Origin of the sequence: Nonomuraea composti, from assembly GCF_012034275.1 — a bacterium.
Lineage (GTDB): Bacteria > Actinomycetota > Actinomycetes > Streptosporangiales > Streptosporangiaceae > Nonomuraea > Nonomuraea composti.
Genome location: NZ_JAATEP010000004.1, coordinates 202,512 through 223,653 on the forward strand (window position 1 = coordinate 202,512; position 21,142 = coordinate 223,653).

The 21,142-nt window shown below is 70.7% G+C and carries 21 protein-coding genes; 10 read left to right on the top strand and 11 right to left on the bottom strand.

The genetic code is table 11. The features are described 5' to 3' along the window. The first annotated feature begins 136 nt into the window (after window positions 1-136). The 6 genes from HCN51_RS08300 (at window position 137) to HCN51_RS08325 (ending at window position 6,950) form a co-directional block, all read left to right on the top strand. Entirely contained in the window at window positions 137-1,090 is a 954-nt protein-coding gene (locus HCN51_RS08300; protein WP_155128488.1) for a LacI family DNA-binding transcriptional regulator, read from the top strand. A 194-nt stretch (window positions 1,091-1,284) separates the two neighbouring features. Beyond that, on the top strand, window positions 1,285-2,247 hold the full coding sequence (locus HCN51_RS08305; protein WP_168008384.1) for a carbohydrate ABC transporter permease: 963 nt from the start codon (window positions 1,285-1,287) through the stop codon (window positions 2,245-2,247). Continuing rightward, window positions 2,231-3,097, top strand: a complete 867-nt coding sequence (locus HCN51_RS08310) for a carbohydrate ABC transporter permease (protein WP_080042641.1) — start codon at window positions 2,231-2,233, stop codon at window positions 3,095-3,097. The genes HCN51_RS08305 and HCN51_RS08310 overlap by 17 nt, the downstream gene beginning before the upstream one ends. A 43-nt stretch (window positions 3,098-3,140) precedes the next feature. Continuing rightward, entirely contained in the window at window positions 3,141-4,427 is a 1,287-nt protein-coding gene (locus HCN51_RS08315; protein WP_168008386.1) for an extracellular solute-binding protein, read from the top strand. A gap of 23 nt (window positions 4,428-4,450) precedes the next feature. Beyond that, the gene (locus tag HCN51_RS08320; protein WP_168008388.1) at window positions 4,451-5,731 is read left to right on the top strand and encodes a Gfo/Idh/MocA family protein; all 1,281 of its coding nucleotides are present in this window, start codon (window positions 4,451-4,453) and stop codon (window positions 5,729-5,731) included. Beyond that, a complete protein-coding gene (locus HCN51_RS08325) occupies window positions 5,721-6,950 on the top strand; it encodes a tol-pal system YbgF family protein (RefSeq protein ID WP_168008390.1) in 1,230 nt (409 codons plus the stop codon). Before HCN51_RS08320 ends, HCN51_RS08325 begins: the two co-directional genes overlap by 11 nt. Window positions 6,951-6,971: 21 nt before the next feature. Here the strand turns inward: HCN51_RS08325 and HCN51_RS08330 are convergent, their stop codons facing one another. From HCN51_RS08330 to HCN51_RS08360, 7 genes are all read right to left on the bottom strand, one after another. Then, window positions 6,972-8,756 (bottom strand): ABC transporter substrate-binding protein, encoded by a 1,785-nt coding sequence (locus HCN51_RS08330; protein WP_168008392.1) that lies wholly within the window; start codon window positions 8,754-8,756, stop codon window positions 6,972-6,974. Between the two features lie 15 nt (window positions 8,757-8,771). After that, a complete protein-coding gene (locus HCN51_RS08335; protein ID WP_080042636.1) occupies window positions 8,772-9,047 on the bottom strand; it encodes a DUF2160 domain-containing protein in 276 nt (91 codons plus the stop codon). A 2-nt stretch (window positions 9,048-9,049) separates the two neighbouring features. Further along, window positions 9,050-9,859, bottom strand: coding sequence for a carbohydrate ABC transporter permease (locus HCN51_RS08340; RefSeq protein ID WP_080042635.1), 810 nt, complete (start codon window positions 9,857-9,859; stop codon window positions 9,050-9,052). A gap of 5 nt (window positions 9,860-9,864) precedes the next feature. Beyond that, the gene (locus HCN51_RS59210) at window positions 9,865-10,815 is read right to left on the bottom strand and encodes an ABC transporter permease subunit (RefSeq protein ID WP_206066715.1); all 951 of its coding nucleotides are present in this window, start codon (window positions 10,813-10,815) and stop codon (window positions 9,865-9,867) included. Beyond that, complete coding sequence (locus HCN51_RS08350; protein ID WP_080042633.1) at window positions 10,812-11,906, bottom strand: ABC transporter ATP-binding protein; 1,095 nt, start codon at window positions 11,904-11,906, stop codon at window positions 10,812-10,814. Before HCN51_RS08350 ends, HCN51_RS59210 begins: the two co-directional genes overlap by 4 nt. Then, window positions 11,899-12,999: an ATP-binding cassette domain-containing protein gene (locus tag HCN51_RS62180; RefSeq protein WP_168008396.1), complete on the bottom strand. Its 1,101-nt coding sequence runs from the start codon at window positions 12,997-12,999 to the stop codon at window positions 11,899-11,901. Before HCN51_RS62180 ends, HCN51_RS08350 begins: the two co-directional genes overlap by 8 nt. Window positions 13,000-13,194: 195 nt before the next feature. Continuing rightward, window positions 13,195-13,623, bottom strand: coding sequence for a MarR family winged helix-turn-helix transcriptional regulator (locus HCN51_RS08360; protein WP_168008398.1), 429 nt, complete (start codon window positions 13,621-13,623; stop codon window positions 13,195-13,197). Window positions 13,624-13,684: 61 nt separating this feature from the next. Between HCN51_RS08360 and HCN51_RS08365 the strand changes: the two genes are divergently transcribed. Then, window positions 13,685-14,077, top strand: a complete 393-nt coding sequence (locus HCN51_RS08365; protein ID WP_168008400.1) for a VOC family protein — start codon at window positions 13,685-13,687, stop codon at window positions 14,075-14,077. A gap of 9 nt (window positions 14,078-14,086) precedes the next feature. On the opposite strand, the gene HCN51_RS08370 is transcribed toward HCN51_RS08365, so the two are convergent. Then, complete coding sequence (locus HCN51_RS08370) at window positions 14,087-14,911, bottom strand: SDR family NAD(P)-dependent oxidoreductase (protein ID WP_168008402.1); 825 nt, start codon at window positions 14,909-14,911, stop codon at window positions 14,087-14,089. 83 nt (window positions 14,912-14,994) lie between these two features. On the opposite strand from HCN51_RS08370, the gene HCN51_RS08375 reads away from it, so the two are divergent. Genes HCN51_RS08375 through HCN51_RS08385 form a run of 3 tightly spaced genes read left to right on the top strand, consistent with a single transcriptional unit; the run spans window position 14,995 to window position 18,096 of the window. Beyond that, window positions 14,995-16,620, top strand: coding sequence for a hypothetical protein (locus tag HCN51_RS08375; RefSeq protein WP_168008404.1), 1,626 nt, complete (start codon window positions 14,995-14,997; stop codon window positions 16,618-16,620). A 37-nt stretch (window positions 16,621-16,657) separates the two neighbouring features. Then, window positions 16,658-16,954 (top strand): hypothetical protein, encoded by a 297-nt coding sequence (locus HCN51_RS08380; RefSeq protein ID WP_080042628.1) that lies wholly within the window; start codon window positions 16,658-16,660, stop codon window positions 16,952-16,954. Beyond that, the gene (locus HCN51_RS08385) at window positions 16,954-18,096 is read left to right on the top strand and encodes a DUF6745 domain-containing protein (RefSeq protein WP_240972593.1); all 1,143 of its coding nucleotides are present in this window, start codon (window positions 16,954-16,956) and stop codon (window positions 18,094-18,096) included. The genes HCN51_RS08380 and HCN51_RS08385 overlap by 1 nt, the downstream gene beginning before the upstream one ends. Before the next feature lie 53 nt (window positions 18,097-18,149). Here HCN51_RS08385 and HCN51_RS08390 read toward each other — a convergent pair whose 3' ends face one another. The 3 genes from HCN51_RS08390 to HCN51_RS08400 are packed head-to-tail and all read right to left on the bottom strand — an operon-like array spanning window position 18,150 to window position 21,020. Continuing rightward, complete coding sequence (locus HCN51_RS08390) at window positions 18,150-18,977, bottom strand: STM4011 family radical SAM protein (RefSeq protein WP_168008406.1); 828 nt, start codon at window positions 18,975-18,977, stop codon at window positions 18,150-18,152. After that, window positions 18,971-20,242 carry an STM4012 family radical SAM protein gene (locus HCN51_RS08395; protein WP_168008408.1) on the bottom strand — a complete coding sequence of 424 codons (1,272 nt, stop codon included), beginning with the start codon at window positions 20,240-20,242 and terminating at the stop codon, window positions 18,971-18,973. The genes HCN51_RS08390 and HCN51_RS08395 overlap by 7 nt, the downstream gene beginning before the upstream one ends. Further along, window positions 20,229-21,020: an STM4013/SEN3800 family hydrolase gene (locus HCN51_RS08400; protein ID WP_168008613.1), complete on the bottom strand. Its 792-nt coding sequence runs from the start codon at window positions 21,018-21,020 to the stop codon at window positions 20,229-20,231. Before HCN51_RS08400 ends, HCN51_RS08395 begins: the two co-directional genes overlap by 14 nt. Window positions 21,021-21,142: the final 122 nt, after the last annotated feature.

A 21,142-nucleotide genomic window follows, 5' to 3' on the forward strand; every position in this document is an offset into this window, starting at 1 on the left:
GGTGAAGCGTCAAGAGGCGATTTCTCCGCCGCCCGTCTAGCTGGGGGTTCCCTGGGACTTCTGGGGCAGGGGCGTGCGGCAAGCGCTTTCATCGTCCTCATGGGTTCTGCAAGCGGTTGCGTTAGGGTGTGCGACTGTGACAGTGACGATTCGTGATGTGGCCAGGGCCTCCGGCGTGCATGTCTCGACGGTGTCCCGGACGTTCTCCGCGCCGCACATGGTGAACGCCGCCACCCGGAGCAGGGTGCTCACGGTGGCCGAGGAGCTGGGCTACCGGCCCAACCGGGCGGCCAGGGCGCTCACGACGGGGCGCACCCACAACCTGGGCCTGATCGTGGCCGACATCGCCAACCCGTTCTTCCCGCCGCTGATCAAGGCGGCGCACTCGGCGGCCAGGCAGCGCGACTACCACCTGTTCGTGGCCGACACCGATGAGGAGCCGGCGGCCGAGGAGGAGCTGATCCAGGCGTTCTCCAAGCAGGTGGACGGCGTGGTGCTGTGCAGCCCGCGCTCGTCGAACAAGGCGCTGGAGCGGCTGGCGGAGCGGGTGCCGTTCGTGGTGATCAACCGGCGGCTGCGCGGCGCGGCCACCGTGCTGATGGACGTCGGGCACGGGGCGAGGCTGGCCGTGGAGCACCTGGCGGAGCTGGGGCACCGGCGGGTGGCGCTGGTGTCGGGCCCGGCCGGGTCGTGGACGAGCGCCGAGATCCGTACGGCGGCCGAGCAGGTGCCGGGGGTGGAGCTCGTCGTCATCGGCCCGAACGCGCCCACGGAGCGGGGCGGGTTCGCCGCCGCCGGCCGGGTGCGCGACTCGGGCGTGACGGGCGTGCTGGCCTACAACGACCTGGTGGCCATCGGGCTCATCGAGGGTCTGGGCGATCTGGGGCTGAGCGTGCCGGAGGACATGAGCGTGGTCGGGATAGACGACATCGTGCCGGGCCGGCTGAACCGCCCGAAGCTGACCACGGTGGCCATGCCGACGGCCGCCGCGGGGCGGCTGGCGGTGGACCTGCTCATCCAGGAGGTCAGCGCCACCACCTCGCTGGAGACCAGGCTCGTGATCAGGGACTCCACCGCTGCTCCCCGATGACGCGGAGTCTGCAAACGGTTGTACTAATCCGGATCGTAATTCATCAGACTTATTTGGTGGTCGCGCTTGCTAGCTGCGGAAACGTCGTGTCGATATATCGGTAACGGCTATGTAACGCCTGCAAAGGGTTGACGCAACTTTCCCGCCAGCTATAGGAAAGCGCTATCCATTCACTTCTCGCCGGAAGGTCCGTGATGACTGAAGTTTCGGTGGCGGTGAAACCCCGGCGCGCGGTGCCCGAACCCGCCCGCGGCGGTCCCCGCTCCACGAAACGGTCCCGCCGGGAGGCACGGGCCGCCTATCTCTTCCTGGCCCCTTGGTTCGTCGGCCTGCTCGTCATCACGATCGGCCCGATCTTCGCCTCCCTCTACCTGTCGTTCACCGACTACAGCCTCCTGGAGGAGGCGAAGTGGATCGGCTTCGACAACTACATCAAGATGTTCACGGAGGACGACCGGTTCCTGAACTCGCTTCAGGTGACCACGGTCTACGTGATCGTCTCGGTGCCGCTGCAGCTCGCCTTCGCCCTCGCGCTCGCGCTGGTGCTCGACCGCGGCCTGCGCGGCCTGTCGTTCTACCGCTCGATCTTCTACCTGCCCTCGCTGCTCGGCGGCAGCGTCGCGATCGCGATCCTGTGGCGGAAGGTCTTCGGCGCGGACGGCCTGGTCAACGCGGTGCTCGCGATGTTCGGCATCGAGGGGCCCGGCTGGGTCGGGCACCCCGACTACGCGCTCGGCACGCTGATCCTCCTGCACGTGTGGACCTTCGGCGCCCCGATGATCATCTTCCTGGCCGGGCTCCGCCAGATCCCGAGCAGCTACTACGAGGCCGCCTCCGTGGACGGCGCCGGCAAGTGGCGGCAGTTCAGGTCGATCACGATCCCGCTGCTGACCCCGATCATCTTCTTCAACCTCGTGCTGGAGCTCATCAAGTCGTTCCAGTCGTTCACGCAGGCGTTCATCGTCAGCGGCGGGAAGGGCGGCCCGGCCGACTCCACCCTGTTCTACACGCTCTACCTCTACCTAGAGGGGTTCAAGAACTACGACATGGGCTACGCCGCCGCGATGGCGTGGGTCCTGCTGCTCATCATCGCCGGGCTCACCGGGGTGAACTTCCTCGCTTCCAAGTATTGGGTCTTCTATGGCGACACCAAGTAGGCCGGTCCCGGTCCTGTTCCGCCCGTTCCGGGGCGGGCGGGTGGCCAAGCACATCCTGCTGATCGGCTTCGGCCTGGTCATGCTCTATCCGCTGCTCTGGATGATCTCCAGCTCGCTGAAGCCGGAAGAGCTCATCTTCCGCGAGCCGGGCCTGCTGCCCAGCCAGATCACCTTCGAGAACTACACCGAGGGCTGGTACGCGCTCAAGCACCCCTTCGGCTACTACCTGTGGAACTCCGCGGTGGTCACCGCCATCTCCGTGGTGGCGAACCTGGTGGCCTGCTCGCTGGCCGCCTACGCCTTCGCCCGGCTGAACTTCCCGCTCAAGAAGTTCTGGTTCGCGATCATGCTGGGCACCATCATGCTGCCGCACCACGTGACGATCGTGCCGCAGTACATCATGTTCTCCGAGCTCGGGCTGATCAACACGATCTGGCCGCTGGTCATGCCGAAGATCCTGGCCACCGACGCGTTCTTCATCTTCCTGATGGTGCAGTTCATCCGCACGCTGCCGCGCGAGCTGGACGAGGCCGCGGAGATCGACGGCGCCGGCTACTGGCGCATCTACATCAGGGTCGTCATGCCGCTGTGCATGCCCGCGCTGGCCACGACGGCGATCTTCACGTTCATCTGGACGTGGAACGATTTCCTCAGCCAGCTCCTGTATCTCAACAACCCCGACAACTTCACCGTACCGGTAGCGTTGCGCACGTTCCTGGACGCCAGTAGCGATTCGTCGTGGGGCCCGATGTTCGCCATGTCGATCATCGCGCTCGGCCCCATCTTCGGGTTCTTCCTGGCCGGCCAGAAATACCTGATCCGTGGTGTCGCCACCACGGGACTGAAGTAGCTCCTCCACCCCCCGACAGTGAACACCCATAGGAGGTAGAGCCGTGAGCTCTGGCAAGAAGATGTGGTCGGCGGCCCTGCTCGCCACCGCTGTGCTGGCGGTCACCGCGGCCTGCGGCAGTGGCAGCGGCGGCGGAGAGACCGCCGACGGCAAGATCAAGCTGCGCTTCTCCTATTGGGGCAGTGACGCGCGGCAGAAGATGACCGAAGAGGCGATCAAGAAGTTCGAGGCGAAGAACCCGACGATCGACGTCGAGGGCGAGTTCTCGGACTGGGCCAGCTACTACGAGACGCTGTCCACCAAGGTCGCCGGCAGCGACGCGCCCGACGTCATGAGCCTGGAGATCCGCGGCCTGCGCGAGTACGCCGACCGAGGCACCCTCGCCGACGTGACGGGCAAGGTCAACACCGCCGACATCGACGCCAAGGTGCTGGCCACCGGCGCCATCGACGGCAAGCAGTACGCCATCCCCACCGGCGTCAACGCCTTCTCCCTGATCGTCAACAAGGCCCTGGTCGAGCAGTCCAAGGCCGAGCTCCCCGACGACAAGACGTGGACGTGGGACGACTACGTCGCGCTGGCCAACAAGATCACCGCCGGCAGCGGCGGCAAGGTCATCGGCACGCAGCTGAGCTGGAACCCCGCCTACCTGCAGATCTACGCCACGCAGAAGGGCGAGCAGTTCTACAACGGCAACAAGCTCGGCGTGACGCCCCAGACCATCAAGGAATGGTGGTCGATCATGCAGAACCTGATCAAGGGCAAGGGCGCGCCGGACGCCGCCAAGAGCGCCGAGATCGGCGCCACCAGCATCGACCAGTCGCTGCTCGGCACCAACACCGGCGCCATGGGCATGTGGTGGAGCAACCAGCTCGGCGCCGCCACCAAGGCCTCGGGCCAGCAGCTCGACCTGCTGCGGATGCCGAAGATCAAGGGCGCCACCGTGGGCGGCATGTTCACCCAGCCCGCCATGTTCTACAGCGCCTCCTCCAAGACCGAGCACGCCGCCGAGGCCGCCAAGTTCATCGACTTCATGATCAACGACCCCGAGGCGGGCGCGATCATCCTCAGCGACCGCGGCCTGCCGGCCAGCTCCAAGGTGCTGGCCGCGGTGCGCGACAAGCTCCCCGAGGCCGACCAGAAGACGCTCACCTTCCTTGAGGAGAACAAGAGCGAGCTGAGCGACCCGCCGGCCGCCCCGCCGAAGGGCTCCAGCGCCACCGAGGACATCATCACCCGCTACTCCGAGGAGGTCATGTTCGGCCGCATGACCCCCGACGACGCCGCGCAGAAGCTGATCACCGAGGTCAACGCCTCCATCGCAGGCTGAGCCGAAAGGTCATTGGGACAGGCATGAGGTACGCGTTCGTCGGGCTCGGGCACCGCGCGCAGATGTACGTCGACGCGCTGCTCGGTGAGTGGCGCGACGCCGGCACCATCGTCGCCCTGTGCGACACCAACCGCACCCGCATGGGCTACTACGCCGAGCGGATCGGCGGACAGGTGCCGTGCTTCGCCCCCGAGGAGTTCGGCAAGGTGCTCGAGCTCGCCGACGCGGTCATCGTCACCACCGTCGACGCCACGCACGCCACGTACGTGTGCGCGGCGCTCGACGCCGGCCGCGACGTCATCGTGGAGAAACCCCTCACGACCGACGCCGACGGCTGCGCGGCCATCGCCGCCGCCGCGGAGCGCGGCACCGGCAGGCTGATCGTCACCTTCAACTACCGGTACTCGCCCCGCAACTCCGCCGTCCGCCGCCTCCTCCAGGACGGCGCGATCGGCGAGGTCACCTCGGTGCACTTCGAGTGGCTGCTCGACACCATCCACGGCGCCGACTACTTCCGCCGCTGGCACCGCGACCGGGCTCGCTCCGGCGGGCTGCTCGTGCACAAGTCCACCCACCACTTCGACCTGGTCAACTGGTGGCTGGGCGCCGCGCCCGAGCTCGTCTTCGCCCAGACCGACCTGCGCTTCTACGGCGCCGGCAACGCCCGCGAGCGCGGCCTGACCGGCCGCCCCGAGCGCGCCCACGGCGCACCCGGGCTCGGCACCGACCCGTTCCTGCTCGACATCTCCCTGGACGAGCGGCTCAAGCGGCTCTACCTGGACGCCGAGCACGAGGACGGCTACCTGCGCGACCGGGACGTCTTCGGCGAGGGCATCACCATCGACGACAACATGTCCGTCATGGTGCGCTACACCAACCGGGCCGTCCTGACGTACTCGCTGCACGCCCACGCCCCGTGGGAGGGGTACCGCGTCGCCTTCAACGGCACCGCCGGGCGGCTGGAGCTGGACGTGTGCGAGCGGGAGTGGACGCCCCCGCACGCCGCCGTCGACCCGAGCGCGGCCTCCAAGGAGCACGCGACCGGCTCCTCCGAGCGGCTGCTGCTGCGGCGGCACTGGAGCGAGCCCGAGGAGGTGCCCATCGAGACCGGGGCCGGCGGGCACGGCGGCGGCGACCGGCTGCTGCTCGACGACGTCTTCCGTGGGGCGGGAGACGACCCGCTGAGGCGGCAGGCGGGCTACCGCGACGGCATCCGCAGCGTCCTGACCGGCCACGCGGCCAACGTCTCGGCCCGCACCGGAGCCCCCGTCCGCCTCACCGAAGAGGGCACCCGTGTCGTCTGAACAGCTTGGGACCGCGCGGGTCTTCACCGAGCTGGCCGGGATCGCCGCCGCGCAGCGCGGCCTGTACCCGGCGCTGCCCGGGCCAGAGCTGCGGGCGGCGGCCCGGGACGCCATCGGGGTGCTCGACCTCGCCGCCGCCGACGTCCGCGTCGAGCGCACCTGGACCGACGGCGACCTGCACGGCGAGGAGCTGTCGTGGACGGTCGGGTTCGGGCCGCGCACCCGGGCGTACCTGCTCAAACCGCGCGACGCGGACGGGCCGCTGCCCGGCGTGGTGGCGCTGCACTGCCACGCGGGCATGAAGTACGCGGGCAAGGAGAAGATCGCCGACGGGCCGGAGCCGCCGTCGCCCGAGGTGCGGCGGCTCAGGGACGCCATCTACGGCGGCCGGGCCTTCGCGAACGCGCTGGCCCGGCGCGGCTTCGTGGTGCTCGCGCACGACGTGTTGACGTGGGGCAGCCGCCGCTTCCCCCTGGAGATCGCTGAGGGGCCGCCCGCCGCGGCGCAGCGTGGGGACGCCCCGGGCGCGCCCCTCAGTGAGACCGGCGCAGCGCCTTCCGGCGAGACCGGCGCGGCGCCTTCCGGCGAGACCGGCGCGGCGCCTTCCGGCGAGACCGGCGCGGCGCCTTCCGGCGAGACCGGCGCGGTGGTTTTGAGCGAGGCCGATCGGTACGACGCGGCGGCCAAGGCGCACGAGCACGTCGTCGCCAAGTACTGCACCGTGCTCGGCACCTCCTTCACCGGCGTCGTCGCCGGCGAGGACCTGGCGGCGGCGGCCTACCTGCGCTCGCGCCCCGACGTGGGCGCGGTCGGCTGTGCCGGCCTGTCGGGCGGCGGCCTGCGGGCGGCGCTGCTCGGCGCCTTCGATCCGGACCAGCGCGCGGTCGTCGTCGCCGCGATGGCCTCCTCCTACCGCGACCTGCTCGACCGGCACGTGCCCAGGCACACGTGGATGTTGTGGCCGCCGGGCCTGGCCCGGCTGGGCGACTGGCCGGACCTGATGGCCGCCCGCGCGCCCGGCCCGCTCATGGTCCAGTACGCCCTGCGCGACGAGCTCTTCCCCGAGGAGGGCATGCGCCGCGCCCACGCCATCATCGGCGAGCGGTACCGCGACGCCCCCGAGAGCTACGCGGCCGTGTTCGCCGAGGTGCCGCACAGCTTCGACGTGCCGATGCAGGAGCGGGCCTTCGACTGGCTGGCGGCCCAGCTCAGGGAGTAGGCCGCCGCCCGGCTGAATCGGTCAGTTGCCCTGCTTCCAGGTGGCGATCAGCTTGTCGTAGTCGAGCGTCTCGGGCTTGCCCCGCTCGTCGGCCAGCTTCGGCGCCGGAGCCCCGGGCTGGTCGAGCCAGTACTGCGCGGGCCGCTCGGGGTTCAGCTTGGGCGCGCACTGGCCGCCGTACCCCTGCCGCTGCTGGGAGAGCCGCTCCAGCCGGGCCAGGATCTCGTCCTGCTGCTTGGCCAGGTTGTCCATCGACTGCTGGGGCGTGGTCTCGCCGGTCACGGCGGTGGCCACGTTCTGCCACCAGAGCTGCGCCAGCTTGGGGTAGTCGGGCACGTTCGTGCCGGTCGGCGTCCACTGCTTGCGGGCGGGGGAGTTGTAGAACTCGATGAGGCCGCCGTACTTCTTGGAGTTCTGGGAGAAGTAGTCGCTCTTGATGTCGGAGTCGCGGATGAACGTCAGCCCGACGATCGACTTCTTCAGCGACACCGTCTTCGAGGTGACGAACTGCGCGTACAGCCAGGCCGCCGCCCGCCGGTCCTGCGGGGTGCTCTTCAGCAGCGTCCACGAGCCGGCGTCCTGGTAGCCCAGCTTGTTGCCGTTCTTCCAGTACGCGCCGTGCGGGCTCGGCGCGATGCGCCACTTGGGGGTGCCGTCGCTGTTGACGACCGGCAGCCCCGGCTTGGTCATGTCGGCCGTGAACGAGGTGTACCAGAAGATCTGCTGGGCGATGTTGCCCTGCGCGGGCACGGGGCCGGCCTCGCTGAAGTTCATGCCGGCCGCCTCGCGGGGCGCGTACTTCTTCAGCCATTCCACGTACTTCGTCAGCGCGTAGACGGAGGCGGGGCCGTTGGTGTCGCCGCCGCGGGTGACGGACGAGCCGACCGGGCGGCAGTTCTCCACCCTGATGCCCCAGTCGTCCACGGGCAGGCCGTTGGGGATGCCGGGGTCGCCGTTGCCGGCCATCGACAGCCAGGCGTCGGTGAAGCGCCAGCCCAGCGACGGGTCCTTGCGGCCGTAGTCCATGTGGCCGTAGACCTTCTTGCCGTCGATGGTGCCGTTGCCGTTGACCTTGTTGGTGAAGAAGTCGGCGATGTCCTCGTAGGCCGCCCAGTTGACCGGGACGCCGAGGTCGTAGCCGTACGCGGCCTTGAACTGCTTCTTGATCTCGGGGTCGGTGAACCAGTCGTAGCGGAACCAGTAGAGGTTGGCGAACTGCTGGTCGGGCAGCTGGTAGACCTTCTTGTCGGGGCCGGTGGTGAAGCTGATGCCGATGAAGTCGTTCAGGTCGAGGGTGGGGGAGGTGACGTTCCTGCCCTCGCCGGCCATGTAGTCCGACAGGGGGAAGACGTAGTCGCCGCGCGAGTGGGTGCCGATGAGGTCGGAGTCGTTGACGTAGGCGTCGTAGATGTTCTGGTTGCTCTGGATCTGCGTCTGGAGCTTCTCGATGACGTCGCCTTCCTGGATCAGGTCGTGCTTGATCTTGATCCCGGTGATCTCGCTGAACGCCTTCGCGAGCTGCTGCGACTCGTACTGGTGCGTGGTGATCGTCTCGGAGACCACGTTGATCTGCATGCCCCGGTACGGGGCCGCGGCCTTGATGAACCAGTCCATCTCGGCGAGCTGCTGGTCCTTGCTCAGCGTGCTCGGCGTGAACTCCTCCGACACCCACCGCTGGGCCGCGGCCTTGCCGTCGGCCTCCTTGTAGTCGCTGGCGGGCTTCTCCGCGCCCTGGGTGCAGCCGGCCGCTGTCAGGGCGATGGCGGCCAGGCCGACGGCCGTGGACCTGCGTGCCCGATGCCTCATCGTACGGCTCCTCTCTTAACCCCAAATGCCGATCACGACCGCCACCAGCAGCGCGCAGCCGAGCGCGAGCCACATGGACAGGTCGGTGATCGCGATCCAGCCGGCCAGCACGACGGCGGCGCTGATCAGGCCGATGTAGAGCCGGTCGCCCCGGTCGGTCTCGATGCGCAGGAACCCCCGCCTGGCCACCGGCGGGGAGAGGCGCGCCCAGACGGCCATGACGACCAGCAGGAGGGCCAGCCCGGCGAACACCAGGGCCGTGGGGACGGTCCAGACCATCCAGTCGAGCATCGCTAGACCCTCCCCAGCGCGAAGCCCTTGGCGATGTAGTTGCGGACGAACCAGATGACGATGGCGCCGGGCACGATGGTGAGCACGCCCGCCGTGGCCAGCAGGCCCCAGTCGACGCCGGCCGCGCTCACGGTGCGCGTCATCGTGGCGGCGATCGGCTTGGCGTCGACCGAGGTGATCGTCCGGGCGATCAGCAGCTCGACCCAGCTGAACATGAAGCAGAAGAACAGCGTGACGCCGATCGCCGACCGGATCATCGGCAGGAAGATCCTGACGAAGAACCGGGGCAGCGAATATCCGTCGATCGCCGCGGTCTCGTCTATTTCCCGCGGAATTCCGGACATGAATCCTTCGAGTATCCACACCGCGAGCGGCACGTTGAACAGCATGTGCGCGATGGCCACGCCGAGGTGCGTGTCGAACAGGCCGACGCTCTGGTAAATCTGGAAGAACGGCAGCAGGAATACCGCGGGCGGGGCCATGCGATTGGTCAGCAGCCAGAAGAACAGGTGCTTGTCGCCGGCGAATCGGAAACGCGAGAACGCGTACGCGGCGGGCAGCGCCACGACGAGCGACATCACCGCGTTCAGCGACGTGTAGATGATGGAGTTCAGATAGCTCGAATACCACGCCGAGTCGGTGAAGAAAGTGGCGTAGTTGGCGAAGGTGACCCGTTGCGGCACGAGCGAGAAACTGCCGAGGATGTCCTCGTTCGGCCGGATCGACATGCCGAACATCCACAGCAGTGGCAGCATGAGCGTGGCCACGTACAACCAGAAGACCGTGCGCGCCCACGGCAGCCTCTTGGTCATCGCGCTCACCTCCCCGACCTGGTGAGCACGGTGAAGAAGACGTAGCAGAAGACCTGCACGATCAGGAAGTACAGCAGCGAGAACGCCGCCGCGGGCCCCACGTCGAACTGGCCGACCGCGATCTTCGACAGCAGGATGCTGAGGAACGAGGTCGCGTTGCCGGGCCCGCCGCCGGTCACCACGAACGGCTCGGTGTAGATCATGAAGCTGTCCATGAACCTGAGCAGGACCGCGATCGTCAGCACCCCGCGCAGCCGGGGCAACTGGATGTGCCGGAACGTGGCCCACGCCGAGGCGCCGTCGATCTGCGCGGCCTGGAAGTACGGCTCGGGGATCGAGCGCAGCCCCGCGTACGCCAGCAGCGCCACCAGCGGAGTCCAGTGCCACACGTCCATGACCAGGACCGTGATCCAGGCGTCGGTGGAGTCCAGCGTGTAGTTGAAGTTGATGCCGAGCACGTTGTTGACGGTCCAGCCGCCCAGCCCGATGTCGCCGCGGGCGAAGATCTGCCAGATCGTGCCGACCACGTTCCACGGAATGAGCAGCGGCAGCGCGACCAGCACCAGCGCGACCGACACCCACACGCCCCTGCGCGGCATCACCACGGCCAGCGCCACGCCGAGGGGGATCTCCAGCAGCAGCACCTGCAAGGAGAACAGCAGCGTGCGCACCAGCGCGGCCCGCACCTCGGGGTCGCGGGAGATCGTCCGGAACCACTCCAGGCCGACGAAGACCCGGTCGACCGGGCTGAAGACGTCCTGCACGGAGAAGTTGACCACGGTCATCAGCGGGATCACGGCGGTGAACGCCACCGACACCACGACCGGCAGGACCAGCCACCAGGCCCGGTTGTCCTTGCGTTTCAGCGCGGCGCGCGGCGCCTCCTCCTCGGCCTGCGGCGGCGGCGCCTCCGCGGCTACGACCTCGCCGCCCACCTGGCTGCCTGCGACGCTCACGCCGGCCCCCTTCCGTCGAGCGGCGCGAGGGAGCCGCATCTGACCTGGTCGCGGAACAGGAACGTGCGCTCGGCGGGGAAGTGCAGGTACTCGGCCGCGTCCGGCCGGTAGGGGGAGCCCGCCTCGGTCTTGGCGATCACCGGGTGCTCACCGACCAGCGTGTGGACCAGGTCGTACGCGCCCATCCGGTCGATCCCGGTCACCCGGGCGGGCACACCCGGCGAGGTGCCGGCCGGGGCGATCCGGACGAACTCCGGCCGCACCCCGATCCGCACCGGGCCGGGCGGCAGGTCGTCCTTCGTGGTGCCCACCTCGGCCGCGCCGACCCGTACGACGTGGCCGACGACCTCGGCGGGCAGCATGTTCATGCCGGGCGAGCCGATGAAGTGCCCGACGAACTCGTGCGCCGGCGACAGGAACAGCTCCGACGGCTCGCCGGCCTGCACGATCGCCCCCTCGTTGAGCACCACCACCTCGTCGGCGAACGTCAGCGCCTCCGTCTGGTCGTGCGTGACGTAGATCAGCGTGTGACCGGTCTCGCGGTGGATCTCCTTGAGCTTGCTGCGCAGCGTCCACTTCAGCGCCGGGTCCACCACCGTCAGCGGCTCGTCGAGCAGGACGGCGGCCACCTGCGAGCGGACCAGGCCGCGGCCCAGGCTGACGATCTGCTGGCGGCCCGCGTCCAGCCGGCGTGACCTGCGGCCGAGCACCTGGTCGAGGCCGAGCAGCCGCGAGACCTGGCGGACCCGCCGGTCCACCTCCTGCTTGGGCACCTTCCTGTTCCTGAGCGGGAAGGCGAGGTTGTCGTAGACGGACATCTCCTCGTACAGGACGGGGAACTGGAAGACCTGCGCGATGTCGCGGCCCCTGGTGGGCACGCCGGTCACGTCGCGGTCGTCGAAGAAGACGCGGCCCTCGGTGGGGGTGATCAGGCCCGAGATGATGTTCAGGAGCGTCGTCTTGCCGCAGCCGCTCGGGCCCAGCAGCGCGTACGCCCGCGCGCTGCGCCAGGTCCACGTCATCGGCTTGACCGCCCACGTCCGGCCGCCGTCGTAGCTGTGGCCCACGCCCTCCAGCCGGATGTCAGCCATGCAGGTCCACCTCCGCGGCGCTGGTGGCCAGCAGCCGGCCGCCCGACCCGCCCGCCTCGTCGAAGACGAAGATGTGCGCGGGGTTCACGTACGCGACCGCCGGCTCGCCGGGCGTGAAGAGCTGCGTGCCCGGCAGGTGGGCGACCAGGTGGCGGCCGCCCTGGAGGAGGAGGTGCAGGAACGTCGCGCTGCCCGTCACCTCCGCGAGCCTGATCTCGGCGGGCAGCTCCAGCGCGCCGGGGCCGCCGGGCTCGATCGTCACCTGGTGGGGGCGGATGCCGAGCATGACCGCCTGCCCGGAGGCGTGCGCGCGCGGCGCGGGGAAGGACGTGCCGAGCAGCTCGATCCGGCCGTCCCTGACCACGCCGGGCAGCAGGTTGAGCGGCGGGTCGCTGAGCGTGGCCGCCACCGCGAGCGTCGGCGGGTGCGCGTACATGTCGGCGACGTCACCGGCGTGCTGCACCCGGCCCTCGCCCAGGACCACGGTCGGCGCGGCGAACGTCAGCGCCTCGTTCGGATCGGCGGTCGAGTAGAGCACCACGCCCGAGGAGCCGCCGAACATGGTCTTCAGGTCGGCGCGCAACTGCTCGCGCAGCTTGAAGTCCAGGTTGGCCAGCGGCTCGTCGAGCAGCAGCACGTCCACGGGGCGGGCCAGCGCGCGGGCGATCGCCGTGCGCTGCTGCTGCCCGCCCGACAGCTCGGACGGGCGGCGCTCCAGCAGGCCCACGATGCCCATCAGCTCGGCCACCTCGCGCACCCGCCGGTCGATGCCGGCGCGGCGGAAGCGGGGGTCGAGGCGGAGGGGGGAGGCGATGTTCTCGTAGACGGTCAGCGACGGGTAATTGATGAATTGCTGGTAGACGAAAGCCACCGAACGTTTTCGCACGGAGATTTTCGTGACATCTTTCCCGTCGACCACGACGCGGCCCGAATCGGGGGTCAGCAGGCCGGCGACGACGCGCATCAACGTCGTCTTTCCGGCCGTCATCGGGCCGATGAGGGTGGTCATTCCGTCGGATAATTCGAGGTTTATGTCGTCGAGCCAGGTCTCTCCGCGCTGCCGTACGGAGATGCTGTCGAGAATCACCGTCACTGTGCCCGGTCCTCTCTGCTTCCCTCCCTTCTAACATGATCTGTATGGGCCTGCAAAGAGCGCTTGTGTGACGCTTGTGAACGGTGTTACCGCCGTTTTTCCGCAGCCGTTTCCGGTGATTGGGCATGGCTATCACGGAAATGGCCGGGCCCCTGGTCGTCGCGGGTGCGCAGGGTCCGGCGGGGCCGCTCGCGATCAACGAGTGAAGATCTTCGTCACCAGCTCGCGCAGCCGTTCCCGCTCGGCCCGGGTCAGCGGCGCCAGCGTCTCCCGCTCCACGCGCTCCACCAGCTCCCGCGCCCGCTCGAACGCCCGGCGCCCCTCAGGGGTGAGCGACAGCCGGTAGCGGCGCCGGTCGGCCGGGTCGCGGTCGCGCTCGCTCAGCCCCGCCACGATCAGCCCGTCCATCAGCCGCACCATGTCGCTCGGGTCCAGCCCCAGCCGGTCGCCGACCTCGCGCTGCGCGGCCGGCCCGAAGTCGGCCAGCGCCGCCAGCGCCGCGAACTCCCACAGGCTCAGCCCCGTCTCGTCCGCCAGCCGCCCCGCCAGGGCGCGCCGGCTGCCCGCGCCGACCTTGTGCAGGACGAACGTGGTGGTCGCGAGCAGGGTGGGCGGCAGGTCCATGGTGTCCAAGTGTAGGGTGTCACCAATCATTGGTAGTCACCAACTATTTGGAGGCTTCAGGATGGACGCCCTCTACCCCCGCCTGCTCGTGCGCGACTTCCCCGCCGCCGTCGCCTTCTACCGCCCCGTGCTGCGCGAGCTGCTCGGCGTCGATCCGGTGAAGGTCCTGCCCGGCTACGCCAACTGGGACATCGGCGGCGAGGCCGGCCTCGTCCTGTTCGGACGGGACCGGCTCGCCGAGGCGATCGGCACCACCGACCTGCCGCCGTCCGGCCGGGACACGGCGATGCTGGTCATGAAGGTGGACGACGTGGACGCGGCGGCCACCCGCCTGGCCGGGCACGGCGCCACCGTGGTCGCCCCGCCCCAGGACCGCCCCGGCTGGGCGCCCACCCTGCGCACCGCCCACCTGCGCGACCCCGAGGGCAACCTCATCGAGCTGCAGTCGTACTGATTCCCTGGGTCAGGGCAGGATCGAGTCCACGTACCCGCCGTCCACCCGCACCGCCGCGCCCGTCGTCGCGGACGCGAGCGGCGAGCTCAGGTAGACGACCAGGTTCGCGATCTCCTCCGGCTCGATCAGGCGCTGGAGCAGCGACTGCGGCCGGTGCAGCCGCATGAACTCCCGCTGCGCCTCCTCCCACGGCAGCTCCCTGTCCACGAGCTGGTAGACGAACTCCTCCACGCCCCCCGTGTGCGTCGGCCCCGCGATCACCGAGTTGACCGTGACCCCGCTGCCGGCGGCCTCCTTGGCGAACCCCCTGGAGACCGCCAGCAACGCCGTCTTCGTCATGCCGTAATGGATCATCTCCTGCGGGATGACGACGGCCGAGTCGCTGGCGATGTACTGGATCCGGCCCCAGCCGCGCTCCCGCATCCCCGGCAGGTACGCGCGGGTCAGCCGGACCGCCGCCAGCACGTTGACCTCGAAGTAGCGCCGCCACTCGTCGTCGCCGATCTCCAGCGCCGGCTTCGCGCCAAAGATGCCCAGGTTGTTCACCAGGATGTCCACGTGCGGCAACATCCGGACCACGCGCTCGCAGCCCTCGTCGGTCGAGACGTCGCCCGGCGCCGCCACCAGGTCGTAACGCAACCGCTCGCCGCTGACCCGCTCGGCCTCGATGCGCTCGCCGTCCATCCGCTCGATGGCCGCCGCCACCGAGCCCTCGCCGCGGCCGTTGACGCCCACCCGGGCCCCCGCCCGCGCCAGCCCGGTGGCGATGGCCGCGCCGATGCCCTGGGTCGAGCCGGTGACCAGCGCCGTCTTACCACTGAGATCGATCCGCATGATGTCATTCTCCGCGATCGGATCGTGACTGCCCGCGGCGGGGTCGCCGCGTAGGCTGGAGGACGGGCGTGAAAGGGGCGTGAGTGCAGAAGGCTCTGTGGCTGGTCGTGGCGGTCGCCTTCGTCGTGGGCATGGTCGTCCCCGGCGACCCCGAGCCGCAGGAGTGCCCGGCCCGTGACACCCGGGTCATCGCCCCCTACGCCGTCAGCGGCTACTGGGTGATGCCACGCGCCGACCGGTGCGTCACCCAGCGCATGGTCGAGGCCGTCCACGCCATCGGCGGCGACACGCTCATCACCTTCGGGCCCCGGTTCAACGCCCGGCCCGACCCCGACTTCCCCGCCTGCGCCGCCGGCGGGCGGCCCTGCGCCGAGGTGCCCGGGGTGCGCGTCCGCCACGTCTACACGTACGCGACCAGCGAGGAGTTCGGGCCCGGCATGCTGCGCTGCCCCGGCATCGACCGGCGGATCGACGGCGGCGGGCGTACCTTCTACCGGCTGACGCTGGCCGACACCTGCACCGCCGCCGAGCACGACCTCGTGCTCGTCGCCACCGACGGCGACGGGCTGGGCAACCTGATGCGGGAGGCGCACGCGTACGGCATGACCGTCTACCCCGGGCTGCCCGCCGCCGCGCAGCGCGCCGGCAAGCCGTGGGAGCCCGACACCGCCCACACCGCCGCGCTCAACGCGTTCACCGCCCGCGTGCTGGCCGACTACCGGGCCCGGTTCGCCGGGCTGGCCTCGTTCGGCGGGGTGTACCAGTCGTTCGAGCTGGCCATGCGCACGCGGGCGCGCAACGACCCGATCATCTCCCTGTACGCCGCCCAGCACGCCGTCGTCGCCGCCGCGCTGCCCGGCAAGAGGATCGTCGTCAGCCCCTACATCGACGCCCGGCGCGGCCGCGGCTTCCCGCCGTCCCAGGTGGAGCAAGGGCTGGCCGCCATCGCGGGCACCCGGGCCGGCGCCCCCATGGCCGTCGCCGTCCAGGACGGGCGCGGCACCGGCAAGGTCCCCGTCCACGGCCCCCAGGACGGCCCCGCCAAGGTGGCGCCGCGGCTCGTCCCCGTCGTCGGAGACGTCACCAACGAGCAGGCGTACTACGGGCCTACCAGCGCCTACATCGCGGCGGCGGCCCGCCGGGTGCCCGACGGGGTCGAGCTGTGGGTGAACGCCGAGGGCTTCGAACCCACACCGGCCGCCGGCGAGTGCGGGCGCGCCGACCCGCTGCCGCCGCGCGGGCGCACCACCAAGGCCCGGCTCGACCAGCAGGTGATGGCCGCGGGACCGCACGCCGCCAAGATCATCTCGTACGGGTGGGACCCCTTCTTCACCTGCCAGGCCCGCTACGACACGCCCTCCCTGGCCGACGACATCGCCGCCGGCTGGCAGCAGCCCATCATCGTCAACGCGATCCCGCACGAGCTGGACGGGCGGCCCGGCGTCCTCGTCGAGGGCTACCACCTCAAGGGCGGCACCCTGCGCTTCGAACCGGGCGGCGCGGTCGTCCCCCAGGAACGCCACTGGCAGGGCCGACCCTGGCAGAGCCGGCCCGATGCGGGCCCGGCCCCAGCGGAATCGCGCGGGGCCCGGCTCGAATCCGCGTGGGTCCCCTACACCTGGCCCTGGACCACCGTCACCGCCACCAACGCGGCCGGCTACACCAGCACGAGCGGCTACACCCGCGATTCTGTCGGTGCCCCCCGCTAGCTTTCGACCATCCCCCCGATCTTCTGGAGGTTGGTCGATGTACCGACAGGGCGACATCCTGATCGTCCCCGTGCCCGAGGAGTCCGTGCCCGCCGGGCTGCGCCCCGAGCCGCGCGACGCCCGCGGGCGGCTCGTGCTGGCGCACGGCGAGGCCACCGGGCACTGCCACGCCATCCCCGGCCCCGGCACGCTGTCCCGCGGTTTCCTGCACCTGCCCGAGGGCGGTCGGCTCGTCCACGAGGAGCACGCCGCGATCTCGCTGCCCAAGGGCTGGTACCGCGTGGTGCGGCAGCGCGAGTACGTGCCCGGCTCCTACCGGGTGGTGGCCGACTGATGACGACCATGACATGGGAACGCGTCACGGTCGCGACCGGTCCCGGCTCGGGGCTCGAGGCGGCGGTTCGGCAGGCGTACCGCGAGGCGGGCCTGGCCGAGCCCGAGCACGTGCTCGTCCTGCCGTCCCCCTTGGCGGGCGCGATCGTGGCGGCCTGGCTGACCGGCGACGCCCGCTTGCGCGCGGGCCTCCGACAAGCACAAGCCTCCGCCCTCGCTGCCCAGGTGGCGCCCGCCGATTCGGCCACGCCCGCCGACCCGGCCGCGTCCGCCGGAGCGGTGCTCGCCGACCCGGCGGTGCTCGCCGTGCTGGAGGCCGGCGATCCCGGGCGGCTGGTGCGCGATGCGATCCGCACCGGGCCGTGGGAGCGGGCCAGGGCGGCGGCGTGCGCCGAGCTGGGGCACGCCGGGTGGGCGCAGCACTGGGCCGAGACGGGCGGGCGGCTGTGGCCCCAGGCCGAGCGGCTGGTCAGCGACCTCCGCCGCGCCATCGCCGACTGGGCCGCGGCGCTGGATGCCGGTCAGATCGGGGAGAGCCTGCGGCGGGTGACGCTCGACGCGGTGCTCGGGCAGCACGACGCCCCCTGGTTGTCGGCGTTCGACGGGCTCGATGGGCTCAAGCGGGTGGCCGGGCAGGCGGGCTGGTGGTGGCCGTACGAGCGGCTCGCCATCGTCACCGAGCGCCCCGTGGAGCTGCACCTCGACGACCTGGGCAGGCCGCACCGCGCCGACGGCCCGGCGATCTCGTACGCCGACGGCTTCGCGCTGCACGCCTGGCACGGCATGCCCGTCCCGCCGGGTTTCGGCGCCACGATGACCGGCCTCACCCCCGAGCGCATCCGCGCGGAGCCGAACACCGAGCTGCGCCGCGCCATGCTGGAGCACTTCGGCATCGACCGCTACCTGGCGGAGTCGGGCGCCGAGCCGGTGCAGTCCGACGAGACGGGCGTGTTGTGGCGGGTCGAGCTGCCCGACGACGAGCCGCTGGTGATGGTGGAGGTGGTCAACTCCACCCCGGAGCCCGACGGCACCAGCCGCACGTACTTCCTGCGGGTCCCGCCGTGGGTGCGGCGGGCACGGGAGGGCGTGGCGTGGACGTTCGGCATCGCCGAGCAGGACTACCACCCGCAGCGCGAGACGTGACCGTCACAGCCGCCTGATGCCGGTTCGCGGGACGGCGCACCGCGCTCGACGATTCACAGGAGGGCGGGGACGCGCTCCAGGATGCCGCCCGCGAAGACGTCGTAGAGGCCCAGGGGCTCCAGGTGGACGTAGCCGATGTGGCAGTCGCAGGTGGGCGACGGGCAGGGGCGGGGGCGGAGGGCGGGCCGGTAGGAGCCGTCGTACAGGTTGCCGAGCACTTCCGGGACGAAGTGGCAGCGGCGGACCGTGCCGTCGCCGTTGACCGAGATGACGGTGTCGCCGGTGCGGCAGGGCAGGCCGGCGCTGGCGTGCGGGAAGCGGCTGTAGGCGAAGAGGGGGTCGATGGCCGTCCAGTCGGCGGCTTCGGCGTCGGTGTAGAGGCGGCCTTCCTCGGCGTTGACCCACACGTAGGTGGAGGGCGGCAGGTCGGCGCGCAGGCGGCGGGCGTGGGGCAGGTGGGCGGGGTCGCCGACGATGCCGACGCTGTGCCGGACGGGGAGGGAGCGTACCTTGGCGAGGAACCGCTCGTACGGGACCTGCGTCGGGTGGTAGGTGACCCACAGCGCGGCCCGTTCGGACGCCTGGGCCAGCCAGTCCGTACGGCAGCTCAGGTTCGTCTGGATGACGACCCTGGCCACGTTCGGGAGCAGGGAGAGCTCGACGAGGGCGCGCCGGTACCACGACCTGACCAGCCCTTCGCCCCAGGGCGTGAACAGGACGGACACCTCGAAGTCGCGCCCCGCCACCCACGCGGTGAAGCGTTCGAGCGCGGCCCGGTCGGCGCGCAGCTGTTCGGGGGTGTCGCGGCGCTTGGCGAACGGGCAGTAGGCGCAGTCGTAGTCGCAGCTGGCGAGGGGGCCGCGGTAGAGGATGGTCAGCATGCCTCGTATCCGTCCATGAGGGCCCTGACCTGGGGCGAGAACAGGGCGGGGCCGATCGCGTCGGAGTACGCCAGGCCCTCGGGGGTGAGCGTGATCGTGGTGTCGGCGATGGTGAGCCAGCCGGCGAAGGTGGCGGCGAGGGGGAAGTCGTCCAGGACGTCGGTGCCGAACCGGTCGGCGTACAGGCTTCGTGACATGCCCTCGGCCCGCAGCAGCGACTGGATGAGGTGGCGGCGCCGGCGCTCGCCGGGGGAGAGGGCGAAGCCGACGTTCGCGGTGGTGAAGTCGGTCTGGGCCACGTACTCGTCGATGATCGAGCGGACGTGGCGGGCGCCGACGGCGTAGTCGAAGGAGTAGTGCAGGGTGCTCGTGTACGAGCGGGCGCCGCAGCCGAGCCCCATCATGCCGTCGGTCTGGCAGCAGTAGTCTGCGTCGCCGGTGGAGGCGCCGGGCAGGCGGAACATGCGCATCGACACCTGCTCGTACCCGGCCGCCAGCAGGTGGTCCCGCCCGGTCCTGTAGAGCTCCAGCCGCTGGTCGTCCCATGCCCTGCCCTGCTTGCCGAGCCCGGTCAGCGGGCGCACGTACAGCGGGTAGAGGTAGAGCTCCTCGGGGCGCCAGCCGAGCGCGGTGTCCAGCGAGTACAGCCAGGAGCGCGGCGTCTGGCCGTCGATGCCGTAGATCAGGTCGATGTTCAGCACCGGCACGCCGGAGGCCCTGATGGCGTCGAGCGCGGCGTCCACCTCGGCGCGTTTCTGCGGGCGGACGGCGGAGCGGGCCTCCTCGGGGACGAAGCTCTGCACGCCGATCGAGATCCGCGACGTGCCCCGCCCGGCCAGCACGGACAGGCGGTCGGGCGTGGCGGTGGCGGGGGAGGTCTCGACCGACAGCGGGATCCGCGCCAGGTCCACGCCCATCGTGCGCTCGGTCAGGTCGAACAGGCGGGCCAGCTCGCCGGCCCCGAGGTAGGTGGGCGTGCCGCCGCCGAACGCCGCCGTGGTGAAGCCCGTCTCCTGCAACGCCTCCCGGGCCTGCTCGGCCTGCCGTTCGAGGGCGTCGAGGTAGGCGGTGACCAGCTCGTCCGGGGCGCCGGTGCGGGTGAACAGGTTGCAGAAGCCGCAGCGCATCTCGCAGAACGGGATGTGCACGTACAGGGCGCCGGGCCGTTCCCCCGCCCAGACCTCCTTCAGCCGGGGGCGCGGGTCGAGCGGCCGGTACGCGGTCTTGTGGGGGTAGGCGTAGACGTAACTCTCATACGGCCGCATGACGCTCCAGGACGAAGTGGGTATAGGGGACCGTCCAGACGACCTCGTGGCCGATCCGGTGACCGACGTGCCCGTCCTCGCCGTACGCGGTGCCGTGGTCGGAGCAGACGATGGCCAGGCAGGGCCGGCGGCGGCGCATGAGCGCGTAGAGGCGGCCGATGTGCCGGTCCACGTAGCGCAGGGCGGCGGCGTGGCTGTCGAGGGAGTCGCCGGTGGTCCCCGGCAGGTAGTGGTGGTTCGGCTGGTGCAGGGCCGAGACGTTCAGGAAGAGGAAGACCGGGCCGCGCACGCGCGCCAGCACCTCGGCGGCGCGGTCGATCTGGCGCTCCAGCGAGGCGGGGTTCGTGACGCCGAACGCGGGCTCCCAGTGGCTCTCGGCGAACAGGCCGGGCAGCGCCGAGCCGAGCGGGGTCAGCTTGTTGAAGAAGCCGACGCCGCCGATGCACACCGTGTGGTAGCCGGCGCGGGCGAGCCCGGTGGGCAGGTCCGGCGCGTCGAACACCCACGTGCCCGCCGCCGTGCTCTCGCTGCCGGGGAACGTGGCCGCGAACAGCCGGGGATGCGGGCCCGGGGTGACGGGCGTGGGCAGGAAGCCGGCGAAGATGGCGGCGTGGGCGGCGTAGGTGAAGCTGCCGGGGCTGTGCCGCCGCTCCCAGCGCACGCCGGACGGCAGGAGGTTGGGCAGCAGCCCGGCCTCGGCCTGCGCCTGGGCCACGTCGTAGCGCAGCGTGTCCAGGGTGACGAGGAGGAGGTCGTGGCTGCCCACGACGGCGTTCATGTCCAGGTGCGGCAGCGTGTGCGCGGTGGTGCGCGGGCCCGGCGCCGGATCGGGCACCGCGTCCGTACGCAGGATCGGCGCCGGATCGGGCACCGCGTCCGTATGCGGGCCCGGCGCCAGGT